Origin of the sequence: Paraburkholderia suaedae, assembly GCF_040812055.1 — a bacterium.
GTDB lineage: Bacteria > Pseudomonadota > Gammaproteobacteria > Burkholderiales > Burkholderiaceae > Paraburkholderia.
In genome coordinates, this window is the sequence record NZ_JBFOAH010000020.1 from 1 (window position 1) to 22,440 (window position 22,440).

Annotated in this window: 16 protein-coding genes; 4 read left to right on the forward strand and 12 right to left on the reverse strand. The window is 62.9% G+C overall.

Annotation, left to right across the window (positions count from 1 at the left end; translation table 11 throughout):
* Positions 1 to 106: 106 nt before the first annotated feature.
* From ABQJ48_RS24355 to typA, 9 genes are all read right to left on the reverse strand, one after another.
* On the reverse strand, positions 107 to 562 hold the full coding sequence (locus ABQJ48_RS24355; RefSeq protein ID WP_367840534.1) for a hypothetical protein: 456 nt from the start codon (positions 560 to 562) through the stop codon (positions 107 to 109).
* Positions 563 to 1,005: 443 nt separating this feature from the next.
* Entirely contained in the window at positions 1,006 to 1,590 is a 585-nt protein-coding gene (locus ABQJ48_RS24360; protein ID WP_367840535.1) for a recombinase family protein, read from the reverse strand.
* 67 nt (positions 1,591 to 1,657) lie between these two features.
* A complete protein-coding gene (locus ABQJ48_RS24365; RefSeq protein WP_367840536.1) occupies positions 1,658 to 2,431 on the reverse strand; it encodes a DUF2971 domain-containing protein in 774 nt (257 codons plus the stop codon).
* Positions 2,432 to 2,581: 150 nt separating this feature from the next.
* Positions 2,582 to 2,800, reverse strand: coding sequence for a transposase (locus ABQJ48_RS24370; RefSeq protein WP_367840537.1), 219 nt, complete (start codon positions 2,798 to 2,800; stop codon positions 2,582 to 2,584).
* Positions 2,801 to 3,009: 209 nt separating this feature from the next.
* Complete coding sequence (zapE, locus tag ABQJ48_RS24375; RefSeq protein ID WP_367840538.1) at positions 3,010 to 4,107, reverse strand: cell division protein ZapE; 1,098 nt, start codon at positions 4,105 to 4,107, stop codon at positions 3,010 to 3,012.
* Between the two features lie 90 nt (positions 4,108 to 4,197).
* On the reverse strand, positions 4,198 to 5,640 hold the full coding sequence (lpdA, locus tag ABQJ48_RS24380; protein WP_367840539.1) for a dihydrolipoyl dehydrogenase: 1,443 nt from the start codon (positions 5,638 to 5,640) through the stop codon (positions 4,198 to 4,200).
* Positions 5,641 to 5,789: 149 nt separating this feature from the next.
* Entirely contained in the window at positions 5,790 to 7,073 is a 1,284-nt protein-coding gene (gene odhB / locus ABQJ48_RS24385; protein WP_367840540.1) for a 2-oxoglutarate dehydrogenase complex dihydrolipoyllysine-residue succinyltransferase, read from the reverse strand.
* 140 nt (positions 7,074 to 7,213) lie between these two features.
* Positions 7,214 to 10,075, reverse strand: coding sequence for a 2-oxoglutarate dehydrogenase E1 component (locus tag ABQJ48_RS24390; RefSeq protein ID WP_367840541.1), 2,862 nt, complete (start codon positions 10,073 to 10,075; stop codon positions 7,214 to 7,216).
* 396 nt (positions 10,076 to 10,471) lie between these two features.
* Entirely contained in the window at positions 10,472 to 12,298 is a 1,827-nt protein-coding gene (gene typA / locus ABQJ48_RS24395; RefSeq protein ID WP_367840542.1) for a translational GTPase TypA, read from the reverse strand.
* A gap of 340 nt (positions 12,299 to 12,638) precedes the next feature.
* Between typA and ABQJ48_RS24400 the strand changes: the two genes are divergently transcribed.
* From ABQJ48_RS24400 to ABQJ48_RS24415, 4 genes are read left to right on the forward strand one after another with little or no spacing between them, the layout of a single operon-like run.
* Positions 12,639 to 13,154 carry a MarR family winged helix-turn-helix transcriptional regulator gene (locus ABQJ48_RS24400; protein ID WP_367840543.1) on the forward strand — a complete coding sequence of 172 codons (516 nt, stop codon included), beginning with the start codon at positions 12,639 to 12,641 and terminating at the stop codon, positions 13,152 to 13,154.
* Positions 13,155 to 13,203: 49 nt separating this feature from the next.
* Positions 13,204 to 14,769 (forward strand): efflux transporter outer membrane subunit, encoded by a 1,566-nt coding sequence (locus ABQJ48_RS24405; RefSeq protein ID WP_367840544.1) that lies wholly within the window; start codon positions 13,204 to 13,206, stop codon positions 14,767 to 14,769.
* A gap of 33 nt (positions 14,770 to 14,802) precedes the next feature.
* On the forward strand, positions 14,803 to 16,038 hold the full coding sequence (locus ABQJ48_RS24410) for an EmrA/EmrK family multidrug efflux transporter periplasmic adaptor subunit (RefSeq protein WP_367840545.1): 1,236 nt from the start codon (positions 14,803 to 14,805) through the stop codon (positions 16,036 to 16,038).
* Between the two features lie 35 nt (positions 16,039 to 16,073).
* Positions 16,074 to 17,636: a DHA2 family efflux MFS transporter permease subunit gene (locus tag ABQJ48_RS24415; RefSeq protein WP_367840546.1), complete on the forward strand. Its 1,563-nt coding sequence runs from the start codon at positions 16,074 to 16,076 to the stop codon at positions 17,634 to 17,636.
* Positions 17,637 to 17,780: 144 nt separating this feature from the next.
* On the opposite strand, the gene truB is transcribed toward ABQJ48_RS24415, so the two are convergent.
* From truB to infB, 3 genes are all read right to left on the reverse strand, one after another.
* Positions 17,781 to 18,716 (reverse strand): tRNA pseudouridine(55) synthase TruB, encoded by a 936-nt coding sequence (truB, locus tag ABQJ48_RS24420; RefSeq protein ID WP_367840547.1) that lies wholly within the window; start codon positions 18,714 to 18,716, stop codon positions 17,781 to 17,783.
* A gap of 93 nt (positions 18,717 to 18,809) precedes the next feature.
* A complete protein-coding gene (gene rbfA, locus ABQJ48_RS24425; RefSeq protein WP_367840548.1) occupies positions 18,810 to 19,175 on the reverse strand; it encodes a 30S ribosome-binding factor RbfA in 366 nt (121 codons plus the stop codon).
* Between the two features lie 225 nt (positions 19,176 to 19,400).
* On the reverse strand, positions 19,401 to 22,361 hold the full coding sequence (gene infB / locus ABQJ48_RS24430; RefSeq protein WP_367840549.1) for a translation initiation factor IF-2: 2,961 nt from the start codon (positions 22,359 to 22,361) through the stop codon (positions 19,401 to 19,403).
* Positions 22,362 to 22,440: the final 79 nt, after the last annotated feature.

Genomic DNA, 22,440 nt, shown 5'->3' on the forward strand with positions numbered 1-22,440 from the left:
GTTGCTTTCTACAATCCGGTGCGCCTGCACTCCACGTTGGGCTATCTGTCGCCCGCCGCCTACGAGGCGAATCCGACAGCGAAAGAACCTGTCTACCTGTCCGAAATTAGTTGACCACTACAGCATGCACCGGCGCTGTGTTGCTCATGCGCTGGCCGGTCATCTCTGCATACCAGCGGCGCACCTGTGTGACACTCGGCGCGATACCTCGGCGCTGATTCCTGAACTGAAGAAGGAAACGGGCGAATGCCTGCGGCTCAGTCCGCAATCCGGCCACAGCCTGCGCCCGCTGCAATGTCATCTCACCGGCATGTACCCCGCTTCCGAGGCCATGCGCCTTAGCCTGCTCCGCTGTCAGAATCTCGCCTGTGGTCAGGTCGATCCATTCAATAGCCTCGACGGACTTGTACCGGCTGAGGGTTGTCTTCCCCAGCGTCACCGGCTTCGAGAGGCGTCGCCATACCTGCCGCACCTTGTGGACTACCCAGCACTCGGCATTCATAGGCTGTTTGTGGCGTTCACTTACTTGTGAGTGCCGGGTAATGGTGATGGTTACTGTCATGTTTTCCTCCGGGATGGGTGAACGCGCAGAGCACGCTGTTATTGAATAAGGGGAAACCTCTGTAAGTCATTGAATACGCAGTGAAAGCGGGCTCAGAAAGTCAGTCATCGGCTGACTTATACGAGAGGAACTAACCGGGAACGATCGACGGGCTTAATGCCCTCCGAGATAGGCGGGACTGCGCGCACCCTTGCGGTGGCTTCGAGACGTCAAGCGGTTCTCTGTCTGTATGTCGACTGAAATCGAGATCCCTGTCTGTATGTGTCCCGAAATCGGAACCAGCGCACACGGCGTCTCTGTGTCTCTCAAGTCAACCGAAATAGAATCCTTGTCTGTGTATCGACCGAAATTGATCCCGCCAGAAACGACGAAGCCCGCTCGGTGGCGGGCCTCTCGGATGAAGCGGCCACGCAAAGCGTGACGCGCTGTGTTGCTCGTCCGTCCTACTGCGCTGCTGCGTCCTGTGCTGCCTTAATGATGGTCACGTGCGTGGTGCCGTACTCCTTGGCCAAGCCCCGCGCCGTAGCGCCTCCTTTCAGCCTCGCCCGAATCTCCAGCTTCTGCTCGGGTGTGAACCGCTCGGGCCTACCACCGACCCGGCCTTGTGACCGTGCCCGCTCCAGCCCCGAATGGGTCCGCTCAACAATCAGGTCACGCTCGAACTGAGCGAACGCAGCGAACATCCGCAGAATCAAATCCCCTGCCGCGCTCGTCACCTCCTGCACCGGCAAGTCCAGCACCACCACCCGGACGCCCGCTGCGCGCAGCGCCTGCACCGTGCTATCCACGTCGGAAGCATTCCGGCCCAGTCGGTCCAGCTTCGCCACTACCAGCGTATCCCCAGCCTCCAGCTTCTCCACTAGCTTGCGAAACACTGGGCGGTCCATCGCGGGCACCGTGCCGCTGATCGTCTCAGCGTGGACGCGGCGCGCTTCGACGGCATAGCCTGCCCGCTCTGCTGCAAGCTGTTGGTTCGTGGTGTCCTGATCCTGTGTCGATACTCGGCTGTAGAGGAATGTTCGTGACATGCTTGGCCCCGGTTAGAAAACGTGGATAGAATCGTCTCATGGATAGAAACCCAATGCAAGGTGTTTCTTACCATCTATCCGGGCTTGCGTTGCGTGGATGCACTCTCAGATCAGGGCCATACGCGTCGATCAGTTCCATTGCGAGCGGTTCATCGCACCGACATCCGAGCACAACGCCGGTAAGTACCCCGGGCATTAGGCGAAGGTTCGACTCGAACACCATTGGAACGCCGTGCGGCGGCTTGTCCGAGAGGGCTGAGGTGCGCTCCTCTCCGACCAGCCGGTATTCGTGCTCGTACTCCCACACGTCGGACTTCGTGTAGATCGGCACGAGGTCAGTGCTACCGCCTTCCTCGTACATGCGGATTGGCGGATACGTCTCTCGGTAAGAGACACCGAACGCGTATTGCATCTGGGGAGTCGTAGCATCGAACTCCAGCGCAATTCCCTTGTGCCCACCGCCGTAGTGCGACCACATCAGCGGGTGCAATGGATCGGGAGTCAGGCAGTACACGCGGTACACATCGGAGACGGTCTTAACGTGAAACAGGTGCGTGACAGTCACCATAGCCCGCAGTTGCTCGGTATCTCTGCGCAGTTCTTCAATGTCTTCCAGCGGATCAGTGCGGCAAATCCATTGCAGGATTTTCTCCCGTTCATCGGGATCGTCCAGATCGGTCGCATCAAACCACGGCCTACAGTCCCACGGGTCGTTGAACTCCGAAGGCTTCGCCATGTGAATCGTCCGGTCGCGGAGCGTCCGCTCCAGATAACAGGCATTGAACGACTGGTAGTGATACAGCACGGCGTGCCCGTCGTGAGTAGCGTTTTTGAGGTCCATGTCATCGGAGGTCGAAGGCGGTCACTCATCGTACCAATTGCCGGACAGGGCGTGTGCTTGCGTCGCTGGGACAACGCTGGGACAATCCAACCTCCTCCCTCGGCAGGGATGATGCTTTGAAGCCTGAACTGGCGCGGGGCGCTACGGTTTTCAGCCCTTGAAGCGGCGATGACAAGTTTGATACGACGGGTATCTGCGCGGCATTGCGGACCACGTTGCTCCGCTATACATGACCCACAGCACGCCGTTAAGTACCGAACGGGTATTGGCAAGCGGCCGGCCACGCAGTTCGGAGCGCGGGCGCAGTTCAGGAAGCAACGGAGCGACGCGCTGCCATTCTTCGTCAGTGATATCACGGTGCGGATTCATAGCTTCTCCTTTATCTGAACCTCGATAAAAGATAGCCCCTCGTGCGCGCCCGGGACATAAGACCAATCTGAATCTTGAAAATGTGCCAGCCTGGGCTAATCAGTGCCGCAACCACACATGACCTGCGGCATAGGTAACGGCCGCGGTATCACTTTCCAAGCGCCGGCAGGAACTCGATACGGGGGCCGGCTGCGGTCCTTAGAAGTCGCTCACGTCAGCGACGTGTCGACGATCCGCCGCGGTGCGTCCAGATACTCCTTCGACTGCATCTCGGCAATCCGCGATGCCGTGCGCGTGAATTCATTGGCCATCGGCCCGTCCAGGTACAGTTGGTCGGGCGGCACGGCGGCGGACATCAACAGCTTGACCTTGTGATCGTAGAAGACGTCGATCAGCCACGTGAAGCGACGCGCTTCCGAGGCCATGCGCACCGACATCTGCGGCACGCTCGACAGAATCACTGCATGAAAACGGCTTGCCAGTTCCAGGTAGTCGTTCTGCGAGCGCGGGCCGCCGCACAGCGTCGCGAAATCGAACCACACGACGCCGTCCGCGCGGCGCAGCGCCTTCAGCTCGCGCTTCTCGATATGCAGGATCGGGCTCTCGTCGGGGACCGCGGCCAGACGCGCGAATGCGTCGCGCAACGCCTTGTCGGCGGCCGCGCCGAGCGGCGTGTGATACACCTCCACCTGAGCAAGCGTGCGCTGCCGGTAGTCGATGCCCGCGTCGACGTTGACCACGTCGAGCTTGTCCTTGATCAGCTCGATGGCCGGCAGCATGCGGTCGCGGTGCAACCCGTCCGGATAGAGTGTGTCCGGGTCGTAGTTGGAGGTCATCACGAACTGCACGCCGTTCTCGAACATCTTGTCGAGCAGCCGGTACAGGATCATCGCGTCGGCAATGTCCGACACGTGGAATTCGTCGAAGCAGATCAGGCGGTAGCGTTTCGCGATGCGGCGCGCGAGTTCGTCGAGCGGATCGGCCTGGCCTTTCAGCTCCTCCAGTTCGCGATGCACTTCGCGCATGAACTCGTGAAAATGCAGCCGCGTTTTGCGCTGCACCGGCACGATCATGTAGAAGCTGTCCATCAGGAAGCTCTTGCCCCGCCCTACGCCGCCCCACATGTACACGCCGCGCGGCAAATCCGGATGATTGATCAGCTTCTTGAACGCGTTCGAGCGGCGCGCCTTGTATTCGACCCACTCTTCGTAGCACCGCTGCAGCCGGTCGACCGCCGCGCGTTGAGCGGGGTCCGATTGATAACCGCGCGTCTGCAGTTCTTTTTCGTAGTATTCGGTGACGTTCATGGTGTTGCTGCAAAAAGAAAGGCGGGAGGGAGTGAACCCGCCCGCCTTGATGGTGATGCCAAAGTTGTGCTCAGTCAGGCGTGCGCGTGATCACATGTTCAGCGCGCGCTTGTCCACGGCGAGTGCCGCTTCGCGCATGACTTCCGACAGCGACGGGTGCGGATGGCAAATGCGGCCCAGGTCTTCCGAGGCCGCCTTGAATTCCATCGCCACCACGGCTTCGGCGATCAGGTCCGATGCGTTTGCCGAGATGATGTGCACGCCGAGCAGTTCGTCGGTCTTCGCGTCGGCGATCATCTTGACGAAACCGTCCGCCTTGTTGATGCCGAGCGCGCGGCCGTTCGCCATGAACGGGAACTGGCCCGTCTTGACCTCGCGGCCTTCGGCCTTCAGCTGCTGTTCCGTCTTGCCCACCCACGCGATTTCCGGTTCCGTGTAGATCACCCACGGAATGCAGTTGTAGTCGATATGCGGCTTCTGACCGTCGATGATTTCGGCGACCAGCACGCCTTCGTCCTCGGCCTTGTGCGCGAGCATCGGACCACGCACCACGTCGCCGATCGCATACACGTTCGCCACGGCAGTCGCGCAGTGCTCATCGACGTCGATGAAGCCGCGCTCGTTGGCTTTCAGGCCGATCGCTTCCAGCCCGAGGTTGTCGGTGTTCGGCACGCGGCCGATCGACACGATCAGCCGGTCCGCTTCCAGCGTCTTCGCGTTGCCGTCCTTGTCCGTGTACGCGATCGACACGCTGTTGTCCGTGGTCGTGACTTTGCCGACCTGCACGCCGACCTGAATGTCCAGGCCCTGCTTCTTGAACTGCTTGGCCGCTTCTTTCGCGAGCGCCTGGTCAGCCGCGCCGAGAAATTCCGGCAGCGCTTCGAGCACGGTCACTTCCGCACCGAGACGGCGCCACACCGAACCGAGTTCGAGACCGATCACGCCGGCGCCGATCACGGCCAGCTTCTTCGGTGCGGTGTCGAAGCTCAGCGCGCCTTCGTTGTCCGCGACGATCTTGTTGTCGACAGGGATGTTCGGCAGATGGCGCGCTTTGGAGCCGGTGGCGATGATCACGTTCTTCGCCGTCACGACTTCGCTGCCTGTACCGTCGGCACCTTCGCCGCTCACTTCGATCTGCACGCCGGCGTCCGTCTTGCCGGTGAACTTGCCGTGCCCCTTGAGCCAGGTGATCTTGTTCTTGCGGAACAGAAATTCGATACCCCTGGTCATCTTCTCGACGATGCCGTCTTTGCGGGCCATCATCTTCGCGAGGTCCACCCGCACGTTGTCCACCGAAATGCCGTGGTCCGCGAGGTGATGCGATGCGTTTTCGAATTCTTCCGACGACGCGAGCAACGCCTTCGAAGGAATGCAGCCCACGTTCAGGCACGTGCCGCCGAGCTTCAACGCACCGGCCGGGTTCTTCCATTTTTCGATACATGCGACGGTCTTGCCGAGCTGCGCTGCGCGAATGGCGGCGATATAACCGCCAGGGCCCGCGCCGATCACGACGACGTCAAATTCTTTGGACATGACAATCCTTTTGATAGCGGAACGGCGCGCCGCCACCTTTCGTGGCGCGCGCCCTGCCTTTTACTGCGGAATGCTAAAGACGTGGTGCTCAGGTGGCGCCGGCTTGCCCAAAATCAACGGGGAACAAGCCGACGACGCCGGGATGGCGATTACAGGTCGAGCAGCAGGCGAGCCGGGTCTTCCAGCGCGTCCTTCATCGCGACCAGCGACAGCACCGCTTCGCGGCCGTCGATGATGCGGTGGTCGTACGACAGCGCCAGATAGTTCATCGGGCGGATCACGATCTGGCCATTTTCGACCACAGCGCGTTCCTTGGTGGCGTGTACGCCCAGGATGGCGGATTGCGGCGGGTTGATGATCGGGGTCGACAGCATCGAACCGAACACACCACCGTTCGAGATCGAGAAGGTGCCGCCGGTCATTTCTTCGATCGACAGCTTGCCGTCTTTCGCCTTCTGGCCGAATTCGGCAATTTTCTTCTCGATGTCGGCGAGACTGAGCTGATCCGCATTGCGCAGGATCGGCACCACCAGACCACGCGGCGAACCGACGGCGATACCGATGTCGAAATAGCCGTGATAGACGATGTCGTTACCGTCGATCGACGCGTTCACCAGCGGGAACTTCTTCAGCGCGTGGACCGCCGCCTTGACGAAGAACGACATGAAGCCGAGCTTCACGCCATGTTCCTTCTCGAACTTGTCCTTGTACTTGTTGCGCAGGTCCATCACCGGTGCCATGTTTACTTCATTGAACGTGGTCAGGATGGCGTTGGTTTGCTGCGACTCGAGCAGACGCTCGGCGATACGCGCACGCAAACGCGACATCGGCACGCGCTGTTCCGGGCGGTCTTTCAGCCACTGTTCGGCCGAAGCAGGCGGCTTGACGTCGGGCAGCGACGGCTTGGCCGCCTTCGGTGCGGCAGCCGGCGCCGGCGCGGCCTTGGCAGCGGCCGGAGCCGCTTGACCCGCAGTCAGCACATCGCCCTTGGTGATGCGGCCGTCGCGGCCCGTGCCGGCGACGTCGCCCGAGGAGAGGCCCTTCTCGGCCATCAGCTTGCCGGCAGCCGGCGAAGCCGCTGTGTTCGCGCCCGTCGCAGCAGCGGCCTGGGCGGCCGGAGCGGCTGCCGGAGCCGGCGTGGCAGCCGGTGCCGGCTTGACTTCGGCTTCGACGGCGGCGGCGCTGGCCGTGCCCTCGGTGTCGATCTTTGCGATCACCTGGTCGGCAACGACGGTGTCGCCGTCGTTCGCGATGACCTGAACCAGCACGCCGGCCGAGGGTGCCGGCACTTCGAGAACGACCTTGTCGGTCTCGACTTCGATGAGAATTTCGTCGACAGCGACGGACTCGCCGGGCTTCTTCTTCCACTGCAGCATCGTGGCTTCCGAGACCGACTCGGACAGCTGGGGAACCTTGACTTCAACAATAGCCATTATGAATATCCTGAATACGTATCGGGTGACGGCGCGGTGAACGACGACCGCCTGCGAACCATGACCGCGGGATGAACCTTTACAGGATCACCGGATGCGGCCCGGGAAAGCGCCTCGCGCTCTCCCGGTTCGCGTTTTCTTTATTTAGCGATCGACGCGCTCTTGAGCCGGCCGAAAGCGCCTTCGACGAGCGCCTTCTGCTGCTCGTAGTGCTTCGCGTAGTAGCCGACTGCCGGCGAGGCCGAAGCCGGACGGCCGCTATAGGCGAGCTTCTGCCCTTCCTTCATGCCTTCCTTCAGGTGGTGCTCGATGTAGAACCACGGGCCCTGATTCTGCGGCTCGTCCTGCGCCCAGACCAGTTCGGTCGCGTTGTCGTACTTTTTCATTTCCGCTTCGAACTGCTTGTGCGCGAACGGGTAGAGCTGTTCGATACGGATGATCGCGACGTCGTTCGCCTTGGTTTCGCGACGGTGCGCAACCAGGTCGTAGTACACGCGGCCCGAGCAGGCCACCACGCGCTTGACCTTCTTCGCGTCGATCGCCGGGTCCACTTCGCCGATGATCGGCTGGAACGCGCCCTTCGCGAGTTCCGACAGATCCGACACGGCTTCCTTGTGACGCAGCAGCGACTTCGGCGTCGCGACGATCAGCGGCTTGCGGAACAGACGGATCATCTGGCGGCGCAACAGGTGGAAGATCTGCGCCGGCGTGGTTGGCTGAACGACCTGCATGTTGTGATCCGCGCACAGTTGCAGGAACCGCTCGATACGCGCGGACGAGTGCTCAGGGCCCTGGCCTTCGTAGCCATGCGGCAGCAGCATCGTCAGACCCGACACGCGGCCCCACTTCACTTCGCCCGACGAGATGAACTGGTCGATCACGACTTGCGCGCCATTGACGAAGTCGCCGAACTGCGCTTCCCATGCGACGAACGTATTCGGTTCAGCGGTGGAGTAACCGTATTCGAAGCCCAGCACCGCTTCTTCGGACAGCACCGAGTCGATCACCGTGAACTTCGCCTGACCATCGGCGACGTTTTGCAGCGGCACGTAGGTGCCGTCGTTCCAGCGTTCGCGATTCTGATCGTGCAGCACCGCGTGGCGGTGCGTGAACGTGCCGCGGCCTGAATCCTGGCCGGTCAGGCGCACGGCATAGCCGGAGGCGACCAGCGACGCGAACGCCAGGTGTTCGCCCATGCCCCAGTCGAGCTTCGCTTCGCCGCGGCCCATCGCGCGACGGTCGTTGATGACGCGCTCGACGAGCGGGTGAACCTTGAAGTTTTCCGGAATCGTGGTGATGCGCTCGGCCAGGCGCTTGAGTTCCGCGAGCGGCACGGCCGTGTCAGCTGCATCGGTCCACTTGCGGTTGAGGAACGGCACCCAGTCCACCGCGTACTTGCTCTTGTAGTTCGAGAGCACCGGGTCGACCGTGTGATGGCCTTCGTCCATCGCCTTGCGGTACGCCTTCACGTACTCGTCAGCCTCGTCGGCTCCGATCACGCCTTGTTGCACCAGCTTTTCGGCGTACAGCGCGCGCGTGCCCGGGTGCTTCGCAATCGTCTTGTACATCAGCGGCTGAGTGACAGCCGGCGTGTCCTGCTCGTTGTGGCCCAGCTTGCGGAAGCAGACGATGTCCACGACGACGTCCTTGTGAAACTGCATCCGGAAGTCGATCGCCATCTGCGTAGCCAATACGACTGCTTCGGGATCGTCACCGTTCACGTGCAGCACCGGCGCTTCGATCATCTTGACGACGTCCGAGCAGTACAACGTGGAGCGCGAGTCGCGCGGGTCCGACGTCGTGAAGCCGATCTGGTTGTTGATGACGATGTGCAGCGTGCCGTGCGTGCCGTAGCCGCGCGTTTGCGCGAGATTCAGCGTCTCCATCACGACGCCCTGGCCCGCGAAGGCCGCATCGCCGTGGATCTGCACCGGCAGCACTTGCAGGCCGCTGTCGTCGCCGCGACGGTCCATACGGGCCTTCGCCGAACCCTCAACGACCGGGTTGACGATTTCGAGGTGCGACGGGTTGAAGGCGAGCGACAGGTGAACCGGGCCGCCGTCGGTCGAGACGTCCGACGAGAAACCCTTGTGGTACTTCACGTCGCCCGCCGGCAGATCGTCGACGTGCTTGCCTTCGAATTCGGCGAACAGGTCGGCCGGCATCTTGCCGAGCGTATTGACCAGCACGTTCAGGCGGCCGCGGTGAGCCATGGCGATGACGATTTCCTGAACGCCGCGGGCGCCGCCGTGACGCACGACTTCGTCCATCGACGCGATGAAGCTTTCGCCGCCTTCGAGCGAAAAGCGTTTCTGGCCGACGTACTTGGTGTGCAGGAAGCGCTCGAGGCCTTCAGCCGCCGTCAGGCGGTTCAGGATGTGCTTCTTTTTGTCGTTGCTGAAATTCGGCGTGGAGCGGATCGATTCGAGCCGTTCCTTCCACCAGCGCTTCTGTTCCGGATCGCTGATGTACATGTACTCGGCGCCGATCGTGCCGCAGTACGTATCGCGCAGTGCCTTGACGATCTCGCGCAGCGAAGCACGCTCGAATCCGAAGTACAGATTCGTTGCGCTGAACTCCTCGTCCATGTCGGCTTCGGTGAAGTCGTAGAACGCGGGTTCGAGTTCGGGAATGGCGGGACGTTCGCGGCGCTTCAGGGGATCGAGATTGGCCCATTGCGAGCCGAGGAAGCGATATGCGCCGATGAGGGACTGGACATACACCTGCTTGCGGGCGGTAGCGAGATCTTCGCCGCCGGTAACCGTGCGCGGGATGAAGGCATTCGCCTTGGCCCGTTGAGCAAACGATTCGACGATCGGGCCATGGGCCACGTCGTTGGCATTGCTGCCGTCGGATGCAGGAACGTTCTGCAACGCGTCGAAATAGCTGCGCCAGTTCTCGGGCACTGACGCCGGATTGTCGAGATATGCTTCGTACATTTCTTCTACGTACGGAGCATTGCCGCCGAACAGATAAGAGTTCGACTGGAATTGCTTCATCATTTTTACGCTCACCTTTCTTCGAGTTTCTCGAGAAATAGCGGGTTACAGAACCTTCCGCGACACGGCCTGACCGTTTAGCGGATTGCGCGAATCAAGTCTTGCTTGGAAGGACCTAAAACTTTGCACCCGGGGAGCATAGCACAGAACCCATGGGGCAGATAGCAGGCGAATCGCCGCGCGAGCCCGTCGCGACGGGCTTTTGCCGCGCTTCGCAGGGCTCGCAACACACTTCTGTCAAAAAACGTGAACCGACGAAAGACCAAGCGCGGGCAACGGCGCCCACCATTCGCACCGCCCCCAAAACGGCAAAAGCCACCCGAAGGTGGCTTTTGCGCGACTCTGCGTTGGTAATGCGCTACGGCAGATGGCCCCGAAGTATGTCAGGCCGCGGCCTGCTCAGTCCACCGCGCCCTTGCGGCTGGCACTACGGCGCTCGTGTTCCTTCAGGTAGCGCTTGCGCAGACGGATCGACTGCGGCGTAACTTCGACCAGCTCGTCGTCGTCGATGAACTCGACCGCGTATTCGAGCGACATCTGGATGGGCGGCACGAGCCGCACGGCTTCGTCGGTACCGGACGAACGCACGTTGGTCAGCTGCTTGCCCTTGATCGGGTTCACGACCAGGTCGTTGTCGCGACTGTGGATGCCGATGATCATGCCTTCATACAGCGGCTCACCCGGCGACACGAACATGCGGCCGCGATCCTGCAGCTTCCATAATGCGTACGCAACCGCCGCGCCGTCGTCCTGTGAAATGAGCACGCCGTTACGACGCTCGCCGACCGCGCCTTCCTTGACCGGCTGGTACGAGTCGAACGTGTGGCTCATCAGGCCCGTGCCGCGCGTGAGCGTCAGGAATTCCGACTGGAAACCGATCAGGCCACGCGCCGAGATGCGGTACTCCAGACGCGTGCGGCCACGGCCGTCCGACGCCATGTCGAGCATTTCGCCCTTGCGGCGACCGAGCTCTTCCATTACGCCGCCCTGGTGAGCGTCTTCCATGTCGACGGTCAGGTTCTCGTACGGCTCATGCTTGACGCCGTCGACTTCGGTCATGACCACGCGCGGACGCGACACGGCCAGTTCGTAGCCCTCGCGGCGCATGTTTTCGACGAGAATGGTCAGGTGCAGTTCGCCGCGGCCCGCCACTTCGAACGTGGTTTCGTCGCCGGTCTCCTTCACCCGCAGCGCGACGTTGTGGTTCAGTTCCTTCATCAGGCGGTCGCGAATCTGACGGCTGGTGACGAACTTGCCTTCGCGGCCAGCCAGCGGCGACGAATTGACGAGGAAGTTCATCGTCAGCGTCGGCTCGTCGACGGTGATCATCGGCAGCGCGTCGGGCTGTTCGGGTGCGCAAATGGTCACGCCGATGCCGATTTCTTCGATGCCGTTGATCAGTACGATGTCGCCGGCTTCAGCGGAGTCGACCTGCACGCGTTCGAGGCCCTTGAACGACAGCACCTGGTTGATCTTGCGGTTCAGGATCGCGCCGTCCGGACCCGAACGCACGGCGACCGCCATGCCCGGCTTGATGCGGCCGCGGGTAATGCGGCCCACGCCGATGCGGCCGACGTACGACGAGTAGTCGAGCGAAGTGATCTGCAACTGCAGCGGCGCATCGGGATCGGCCGGACGAACCGGCACGTGCTGGAGCACGGCCTCGAACAGCGGGCGCATGTCGCCTTCGCGCACGTCGGGACTCAGCCCGGCGTACCCGTTCAGGCCGGACGCGTAGACGATCGGGAAATCCAGCTGCTCCTCGGTTGCGCCGAGCTTGTCGAACAGGTCGAACGTCTGGTTGATCACCCAGTCGATACGCGCGCCCGGACGGTCCACCTTGTTGATCACGACGATTGGCTTCAGGCCGAGCGCCAGCGCTTTCTTGGTGACGAAGCGCGTTTGCGGCATCGGGCCTTCGACCGCGTCGACCAACAGCAATACGGAGTCGACCATCGACAGCACGCGCTCCACTTCACCGCCGAAGTCAGCGTGGCCCGGCGTGTCGACGATGTTGATGTGAGTGCCTTCGTACTCGACCGCGCAGTTCTTCGAAAGGATCGTGATGCCACGTTCCTTTTCGATGTCGTTCGAGTCCATCACGCGCTCGGCGATCTGCTGGTTGTCGCGGAAGGTGGCGGTCTGGCGGAGGAGCTGGTCGACGAGCGTAGTCTTGCCGTGGTCGACGTGGGCAATGATGGCGATATTGCGTAGGGCGCGAGTCATAGGAAACCTGAAGACAGTTGGAGTGCGCCGCTTGCTTACCGCTTGCTTATGCCGGTTACTTGATGGTACCAACCACGACAAGGCCAAAGCGCACTTTTGGGAACCCAATATTGTAGCACGCTGCAATGAAGGGTTCTGGGTATTCCCCGATGGACCGCACGGCTCGCGTACCCACGCCCACGTTCGAAGCGCCACTTCACGAAGTGGGGCCTACGTAACATCGCGGCCCATTGCCTGCCGAAAGCGGACAGATCCTTGCCTAAGCTGCAATGATGCTTGCCGCGTCAACGACCGCACCCTATAATTGTGCCTAGTCAACCATTGCATTCGCACGAGAATCATGCCGGAGCCGTCCCCTACCCCCCCGTCGGATCCCCGCGAGTATCAGTTAGGTGAGAGCGTCGGCTACCTGATCTCGCGCGTGAAATCGACGCTTTCGAACCTGGTCACACAGCGCAGCATGGCCGAACTGGGCATCACCAGCCAGCAGGGCAGCATCCTGTTCATGGTGGCAAGCGGAAAGTGTCTGCTGGCCGCCGAACTGGCGCGCGAATACGGAATCGACGCGAGCGCGGTCACGCGCCTGATCGATCGGCTCGAAAAGCGCGGTCTGCTGACCCGGGTGCGCAGCAATGAAGACCGGCGCGTGGTGCGCCTCGCGCTGACACCGGAAGGCGAAGCGATCGCAGCCAGAATGCCGGCCATTTTCACCGGCGTGCTGGACAGCCTGCTGGGCGGTTTCACCGCCGAAGAAGTGGGCTTCCTGAAGAACATGCTGCGCCGCGTGCTCGTCAATGCCGGCGAACAAACGGGACTCACCCGTGATGCAGCAAGCAACCTCGACGGCAAATCGTAAGACATCGCTTGCTGCGTCCATCACTACATTCCACTCAAAGAGTCGAGCGATGAAATCCCTTTTTCTGTCCGCGCCCGCGCTTTCGAGCCGCGGCGCTGTCGCCGCCGCGGCGACAGCGCTTGCCCTCGCGGGATGCGCGAACTACTTCGGCGTGAAGAGCGACAAGCAGATATCGTCGCCGACGCAGTACGAAGCCGCGCACAGCCTGCCCGGGGAAGGCGGCCAGTGGCCGTCGCTCGACTGGGCCAGCCAGTTCGGCGACCCGCAACTGCCCAGGCTGATCGCCGAAGCGCTCGACGGCAGCCCCTCGATCGCCCAGGCGCAGGCGCGGCTCGCAAAGGCGTCGTCGTATATCGAATCCTCGCGTGCGTCGCTGTTTCCCCAAGTCGACGCCAGCTATTCGTGGACCCGCGAAATCTTCTCGGAGAATGGGCTGTACCCGCCTCCGTTTGGCGGCACCTGGTACAACGAGAATAAAGTGCTCGCGAGCGCTTCGTGGGATCTCGACCTGTGGGGCAAGAACCGCCAGCGCCTCGGCCAGGCGATTTCCCAGGAAAAAGCCGCGCAAGCCGACATGCAGCAGGCGCGCGTGACGCTAGCCGCGTCGGTGGCAAGCACCTACAACCAGCTGGCACAGCTGTATGCGTTTCGCGACATCGCGCAGCGCGAAATCGACAACCGCCAGGATATCGGCCGCATCACCAACGGCCGCGTGGCGGCCGGCCTCGACACCAATGTCGAGCGGCAAACGGCGGCCGGCAATATCGCCACCAGTCAGGCGAACCTGTCGGACCTCGACGGCCAGATCACCGTCGTGCGCTATCAGTTAGGCGCGCTTCTGGGCAAGGGTCCGGACCGTGGCATGGAAATCGCCAAACCGACGCTGACCGGCGGCGACGCGGTGGCGCTGCCGAGCAATATTCCGGCCGACCTCGTCGCGCGCCGCGCCGATATCGTTGCCGCGCGCTGGCAAGTCGAAGCCGCGATGCACGACGTCAAGGAAGCCAAAGCGGAATTCTTTCCGGACGTCAACCTCGCGGCGGCGGCCGGTTTCGATGCGTTCGGCTGGGGTCGCTTCCTCACGGCATCGAGCCGTCAGATCCAGTTCGGCCCGGCGATCCACTTGCCGATCTTCGACGCCGGCGCCCTGCGCTCGCAATTGAAGGGCCGCTACGCCGACTTCGATCTCGACGTCGCCAACTACAACCAGACGCTGATCAACGCGTTGCAGGACGTGGCGACGCAAGTCTCGCAAATCCGCTCGATCGACCGGCAATCGGGCGACGCACAGCGCGCGCTCGACGCGTCGAGTAAGGCCTATCAGCTGGCAGTGATCCGCTACAAGGCCGGCTTGTCGCCGCAACTGCAGGTGCTCACCGCCGACCAGAACCGCCTCGCCGCCGAACAGACGGTGACCGGGCTCAAGATGCGCCGCCGCGACCTGCAGATCGGCCTCGTCAAGGCGCTAGGCGGCGGTTTCGACGCAACGCAGACCGGCCTCCTGGTGCCGACCGACGCCCCGACCTCGGCCGTCGCCGCAACCGCCGCTGCAAACCGACCGCTGCCCAGCGCTGCCCGCCCGACCGCCCACGCCAACGCATCGACATCTGAATAAACGACGACGTTCAAGAGAATCCGGAGCACATCAATGAGCACCCCCCAACAGCCCGCGGCGAATCCACAGCCGTCGCAACCGGCGAACAACGGCAAACGCAAGCGCATGATGACGCTGCTCGTCATCGTGATCCTGATCGCGGCGCTCGCCTACGGCCTGTACTACTTCCTCGTCGCGCGCTTTCATGAAGACACGGACGACGCCTACGTGAGCGGCAACGTCGTGCAGATCACGCCGCAAGTCACAGGAACCGTGATCGCGGTGAACGCGGACGACACGCAAGTCGTCAAGGCCGGCGATCCGCTCGTCGTGCTCGATCCGGCCGACGCGCGCGTCGCGCTCGAACAGGCCGAGGCGAATCTGGCGCAAACGGTGCGCCAGGTGCGCGGCCTGTTCGCCGACGACAATCAGTACCAGGCGCAAGTCGAATTGCGTCAGGCCGATCTGTCGCGCGCTCAGGATGACCTGAAGCGCCGGTTGACTGTCGCGCAAACCGGCGCTGTATCGCAGGAAGAAATCTCGCACGCTCGCGACGCCGTGAAAAGCGCGCAGGCCGCCGTCGACGCCGCCAAACAGCAACTGGCGTCGAACCGCGCGCTGACGGCCAACACCACGATCGCGAATCATCCGAACGTGCAGGCCGCGGCCGCGAAGGTCCGCGACGCGTACCTGAACCACGCACGCAACGTGCTGCCCGCGCCCGTGACCGGCTACGTCGCCAAGCGCTCGGTGCAGGTCGGTCAGCGCGTGTCGCCGGGCACCCCGCTGATGGCGATCGTGCCGCTTCACGACGTGTGGGTGGACGCCAATTTCAAGGAAGTGCAACTCAAGCACATGCGCATCGGCCAGCCGGTGGAACTGACGGCCGACGTCTACGGTTCGTCCGTGCCTTACCACGGCAAAGTGGTCGGTTTCTCGGCCGGCACGGGTTCGGCGTTCTCGCTGCTGCCCGCGCAAAACGCGACCGGCAACTGGATCAAGGTGGTGCAGCGCCTGCCGGTACGTATTGCGCTGGATCCGCAGGAGCTCGACAAGCACCCGCTGCGCATCGGGCTGTCGATGCAGGCCGACGTGAGCATCAAGGACGACAGCGGCGGACAGCTCGGCCAGGCGCCGAACACCGCCTACCAGACCAACGTCTTCGACAAATACGGCGACGAAGCCGACGCGGAGATTGCCCGCATCATCGCGGAAAACGCCGGCCCGAACGGCGGCTCGCAAAGGTCGGTGCAGAGCGGCGGCGGGACCCGGGCCGGCGCGAAAAGCTGATCGAGCCGAACGACGATTCATAGAAGGCTTCTTTAATGGCTCAGGCTCAGGCGCAAGTCCCTCATCCGCCGCTCGAGGGCGCGCAACTGGTGATCGGCACCATCGCGGTGTCGCTCGCCGTGTTCATGAACGTGCTCGACACGTCGATCGCGAACGTGTCGATCCCGTCGATTTCCGGCGACCTCGGCGTGTCGGCCGACCAGGGCACATGGGTGATCACCTCGTTCGCGGTGGCGAACGCGATCTCCGTGCCGCTGACCGGCTGGCTCACCGAGCGCATCGGCCAGGTGCGCCTGTTCATGGCGTCGATCGTGCTGTTCGTGATCTCGTCATGGCTGTGCGGCCTCGCGCCGACGCTGCCCTTCCTGCTGGCTTCGCGCGTGCTGCAAGGCGCGGTGGCCGGTCCAATGATTCCGCTGTCGCAAACGCTGCTGCTCGCCAGCTATCCCCGCGCGAAGGCGCCGATGGCCTTGTCGATGTGGGCGATGACGACGCTGATCGCGCCTGTGGCCGGTCCGATTCTGGGCGGCTGGATCTCCGACAACATCTCGTGGCCGTGGATCTTTTACGTCAACATCCCCGTCGGGGCAATCGCCGCCGCCGCGACCTGGTCGATCTTCCGCCATCGCGATTCGGTCATCAGAAAAGCCCCGATCGACGGCGTCGGCCTCGGCCTGCTGATCGTCTGGGTCGGCTCGTTGCAGGTGATGCTCGACAAGGGCAAGGACCTCGACTGGTTCTCATCGACGACCATCGTCGTGCTGGCGCTGGTCGCCGTGATCGCGCTCGCGTTCTTCGTAGTGTGGGAATTGACGGCCGAGCATCCGGTGGTGGACCTGTCGCTGTTTAGCCGGCGCAATTTCACGGGCGGCACGATTGCGCTGTCGGTCGGCTACGGGCTCTACTTCGGCAATCTCGTGTTGCTGCCATTGTGGCTGCAGACCGATATCGGCTACACCGCGACCCAAGCCGGTCTGGTGATGGCCCCGGTCGGCCTGTTCGCCGTGCTGCTGTCACCGATCACGGGCAAGGTTTTGCCGCGCACCGACCCGCGTTACATCGCGACCCTGTCGTTCCTCGTGTTCGCGCTGTGTTTCTGGATGCGCTCACGTTATACGACCGGCGTCGACACGTACTCGCTGCTGCTGCCCACGTTGATTCAGGGGATCGGCATGGCCGGGTTTTTCATCCCGCTCGTATCGATCACGCTGTCGGGCTTGCCGGGCAACCGGATCCCCGCGGCGTCGGGGCTGTCGAATTTCGTGCGGATCATGTGCGGCGGCATCGGGACTTCCATTTTCCAGACCGCATGGGATCACCGCTCGATCATGCATCACGCGCAGTTGGCGGAGCAGGCGAATGCGTATAACCCGGTGTTCGAGCAATCGATTCGCCAGATGGGCGCGGCGGGGTTTAGTCAACCGCAGGCGTACGGTCTGTTCAATTCCATGGCCACGCAACAGGCCGCGCAGTTGGGCGTGAACGATCTGTTCTTTGTCTCTGCCGGCATCTTCGTCGCACTCATCGCGCTGATCTGGATTACGCGGCCGGAACGCGCCGGTGGCGATGCGGGTGCGGCCGCTGCGGCCGCGCATTGAGGCAGCGCTTCGTTCGGACGAAGCCAGGGACCGTATGAAAAAGGCGGGACCGCCCGATAGCGGTCCCGCCTTTTTTCGTCCGACTGTCAACGTTTGGCGGCGCGTCGGCTAACGCGTGGCCGCCTTTACGCCGTTCCGGGCGACCTAGGTCGCCGTCGTCACCACCAGCCGCTCGGGCGCGAGCACGCCGTCGCCTTGTTTCGCGACACCCAGCAGGCGTCCCTGCTCCGCATACACTCTGACGCGTGGCGCATCGACAGCGCCGCCTGCAAGGTCCAGTTCGGAGAGCTTCAGACGCTGGCCATGCAGAAAGCGGCGCGTCTGCTCTTCGTTCAACCGTACCAACGGAAACGTCGACAGCAACGCGTCCACTGGTTGCAGCCACGCATCGCGCTCGGTCTCATCGGCGTCGGACAACGCGTCCAGCGTCACCGAATTCGCCAGCGTCAAAGCGCCGACGCCGGTGCGCCGCAGCGCCACCAGATGCGCGCCGCAACCCAGCGCCTCGCCGATATCCTCGGCCAGCGTGCGCACATACGTGCCCTTGCTGCACGTCACACGAAACGTTACGTCGGGCAGCGCGCAAGCAAGCACTTCGAGCGCATGAATCGTCACCTGGCGGCCTTCCCGCTCGATTGTCTGGCCCGCGCGCGCGTACTCGTACAACGGCTTGCCGTCGCGCTTGAGTGCCGAATACATCGGCGGAACCTGGACGATCGCACCGAGAAACTGCGGCACGGCGGCGTGCACCGCCGCCGCGTCGCACCTCACCTCGCGCGTGTCTAGCGCTTCGCCTTCGGCGTCGCCGGTGGTCGTGCGAATGCCGAGGCGCATAGTGGCCTCGTAGGTTTTGTCGGCCTCCAGCAGATCTTGCGAAAATTTCGTGGCTTCGCCGAAACACAGCGGCAGCAGGCCGGTCGCGAGCGGATCGAGCGTGCCGGTATGGCCCGCTTTCCTGGCCAGATAGAGACGCTTCGCGCGAATCAGCGCGTCGTTGCTCGACAGTCCGAGCGGCTTGTCGAGCAGCAGCACGCCGTCGAGCGCGCGACGCGGCACGCGGGGGCGTTGAGGTGCGATCATGTCAGAGAGGCGGGAGACGTCGATGAATACGGAAACAGCCCGGGACGCGGCGCAACCGGGGAAGCGCGGCAAGCAGCCCGGCTCAAGGCACGCTCAGTCTTCTTTCGCGCGGTTGGCATTCGCCTCGTCGATCAGACGCGACATTTCGACAGCCCGCTCGATCGTTTTGTCGTAGTGAAAATGCAGCGTCGGCACCGTATGGATATGCAGCCGCTTGAACAGCTGATTGTGCAGATGACCCGCTGCGTGCGAGAGCGCATCGAGCGTTAGTTGAGGGTCGCCCGTCAGCGTCGTGAAATAGACTTTCGCGTGCGCGTAGTCCGGCGTCAGCTCGACGCTCTGGATCGTGACGAGGCCGATACGCGGGTCTTTGACCTCACGCAGCAGCTCGGACAGATCGCGCTGGATTTGATCGGCGATCTGCACGTTGCGATTGGGAGAAGAACGTTTCTTAGGCATGGTGTTGTGTGATCCGTGTTTAACGGATGCAAAAAGTTGTTCGCGCGGCCGCGGCTGATCATACGAGCGTCCTGGCCGCGGCGCGATCGATCGCAACCGCATGGCGGAACTGCTGCGCGAATCACACCGTGGTCATCGAACAGTGGCCGCAAACCGGCTGGCGCAAAAACAACGGGCGGAGCGGGCGTTCAAGCCCGCTCCGCCCGTTGAGCCATGCCGCGCGACTTACAGCGAACGCGCGACTTCCGTGACTTCGAACACTTCGAACTGATCGCCTTCGACGATATCGTTGAAGTTCTTGATCGACATACCGCACTCGAAGCCCTGACGGACTTCCTTCACGTCGTCCTTGAAGCGCTTGAGCGAATCCAGTTCGCCCGTGAAGATGACAACGTTGTTGCGCAGTACGCGCACCGACGACGAGCGCTTGACGAAACCGTCCGTGACCATACAGCCGGCCACCGCGCCGATCTTCGGCACCTTGAAGACCTGGCGCACTTCGACCGTACCCGTGACGACTTCGCGCTTCTCCGGCGCCAGCATGCCCGACATCGCCGCCTTCACGTCATCCACTGCGTCGTAGATGATGTTGTAGTAGCGGATATCGACGCCGTTGGCTTCCGCCAGCTTGCGAGCTTGCGCATCGGCACGCGTGTTGAAACCGATGATGACCGCCTTCGAAGCCGTTGCCAGGTTGACGTCGGACTCGCTGATGCCGCCCACGGCGCCATGCACGATCTGCACGCGCACTTCGTCGGTCGACAGCTTGAGCAGCGACTGCACCAAAGCTTCCTGCGAACCTTGCACGTCGGCCTTGACGATGAGCGGCATGTATTGCACTTCGCCCTCGCCCATCTGTTCCAGCATGTTTTCGAGCTTCGCGGCCTGTTGCTTGGCCAGCTTGACGTCGCGGAACTTGCCTTGACGAAACAGTGCGACTTCGCGCGCCTTGCGCTCGTCCGGCATCACGATGACTTCTTCGCCGGCTTGCGGAACTTCCGAGAGACCCTGGATTTCGACCGGGATAGACGGACCGGCCGACTTGGCCGGCTTGCCCGTTTCGTCGAGCATGGCTCGCACGCGACCGTACGCGCTGCCGGCCAGCACAACGTCGCCGCGGTTGAGCGTGCCCGATTGCACCAGGATGGTTGCGACCGGACCCTTACCCTTGTCGAGCTTCGCTTCAATGACGAGACCCTTGGCCGGGGCGTCGATCGGTGCCTTGAGCTCCAGCACTTCGGCCTGCAGCAACACGTTTTCGAGCAGATCGTCGATGCCCGCGCCGGTTTTCGCCGACACCGAGACGAACGGCGAATCGCCACCGTACTCTTCCGGCACGACGCCTTCGGCCACGAGTTCCTGCTTTACGCGGTCCGGATTCGCATCCGGCTTGTCGATCTTGTTGATCGCGACGACGAGCGGCACGCCGCCTGCCTTCGCGTGGGCAATCGCTTCCTTCGTCTGCGGCATCACGCCGTCGTCAGCGGCGACCACCAGAATCACGATGTCCGTGGCCTTCGCACCACGGGCCCGCATGGCCGTAAAGGCTTCGTGACCCGGCGTGTCGAGGAACGTGATCACGCCACGCGGCGTTTCGACGTGGTAAGCGCCGATATGCTGCGTAATCCCGCCCGCTTCGCCTGCTGCAACCTTCGCGCGGCGGATGTAGTCGAGCAGCGAGGTCTTGCCGTGGTCGACGTGACCCATGACCGTGACGACCGGCGGACGCGGCAGTGCTTCCGCATCCGACGTTTCGCCTTCGACCAGCATGGCCTCCGGATCGTCCAGCTTCGCCGCTACCGCGTGATGGCCCAGTTCCTCGACGATGATCATCGCCGTTTCCTGGTCCAGCATCTGGTTGATCGTGACCATCTGGCCGAGCTTCATCATCGACTTGATGACTTCCGAAGCCTTCACCGCCATCTTGTGCGCGAGATCGGCGACGGTGATGGTTTCCGGCACGTGCACTTCACGCACGATCGGTTCGGTCGGCGCCTGGAAGGTGGTGTTCTGGTCCTGATGCTTGCCGCGACCCTTCGGGCCACCGCGCCAGCCGCGATCCACACCGCCGCTCGTATCGCCACGCGTCTTGATGCCACGGCGCTTTGCTGCGTCGTCCTGCCAGCCGCCCTTGCCGCCGGGTTTCTTCTTGTCGCCGGTGGACGGCGTGGTCGTTGCAGCGGGAGCCGCAGCAGCGGGCTTGCGTGCTGCCGGCCGCGCTGCTGCTTCGCCAGCCGGACGTGCCGGCTTGTGCAGGGTGCCCTTGGCTTCTACGGGCTTGGCCGGCTCGGCCGGCTTCGGCGCGGGTTCCGGCGCCTTCACCTGCGCCTTGCGCGGCGTATTCATCATTTCGCGAATGGCACGTGCTTCGGCTTCCGCGGCCGCACGGCGCTTCGCGATTTCCTCCTGCTCGGCACGCGCTTTCTCGGCAGCCTGACGCGCTGCATCTTCTGCCTTCTTCGCGGCTTCGCGCTGCGCAGCGCGTTCCGCGGCCGCGCGTTCGTCGTCCTGCTCGCTTTCCTTGGCGATCACCGGCTGCGCAGCCTTGGCAGGCGCCGGCTCGGCCTTTGCGGTCACCGTTTGCGCAGCTTGCGCCGTCTGCTGTACCGTCTCGCGGGTTGCCGCCTCGGCCGCAGCCGCTGCGCGCTTCTTCGCCGCTTCTTCTTCCGCCCGACGGCGCTCGGCTTCGGCAGCCTGCTCGCGCGCCTGACGCTCGGCTTCTTCGCGTTCGAGCTGTTCCTGGCGCGCCTTCAGCTCCTGAGCCTGCTTCTCGAGCAGTTCCGCTTCGTGACGTGCTTCTTCTTCGCGGCGTTGCAACTCGAGGTCGTCGACCTCGGCGCCTTCAGCTACATGATTCGATGCATCCCCGCCGTCTGCGGAGGTTTCGTCGCGGCGGACGAAAGTGCGCTTCTTGCGCACTTCGACCTGAATGGTGCGAGCTTTGCCCGTCGCATCGGACTGCTTGATTTCCGACGTATGCCGGCGCGTCAGCGTGATCTTGCGCTTGTCGGCATCGTTCGAGCCATGCGACTTGCGCAAGTGGTCGAGCAGACGCGCCTTGTCCGCCTCGGACAGGTTGTCGTCTTCGCTCGCTTTCTGCACGCCCGCCGCCTGCAGCTGCTCGAGCAGCACGCCTGCAGGCATTTTCAGTTCCGCGGCAAATTGGGCTACGTTGTTACTCGCCATTCATTCCTCTTAATGCAAGGACCGATTCCTTGCGGTTAGCATCGACTCATGCGGCCTGACGGCCGCGTTCAATTTAGTG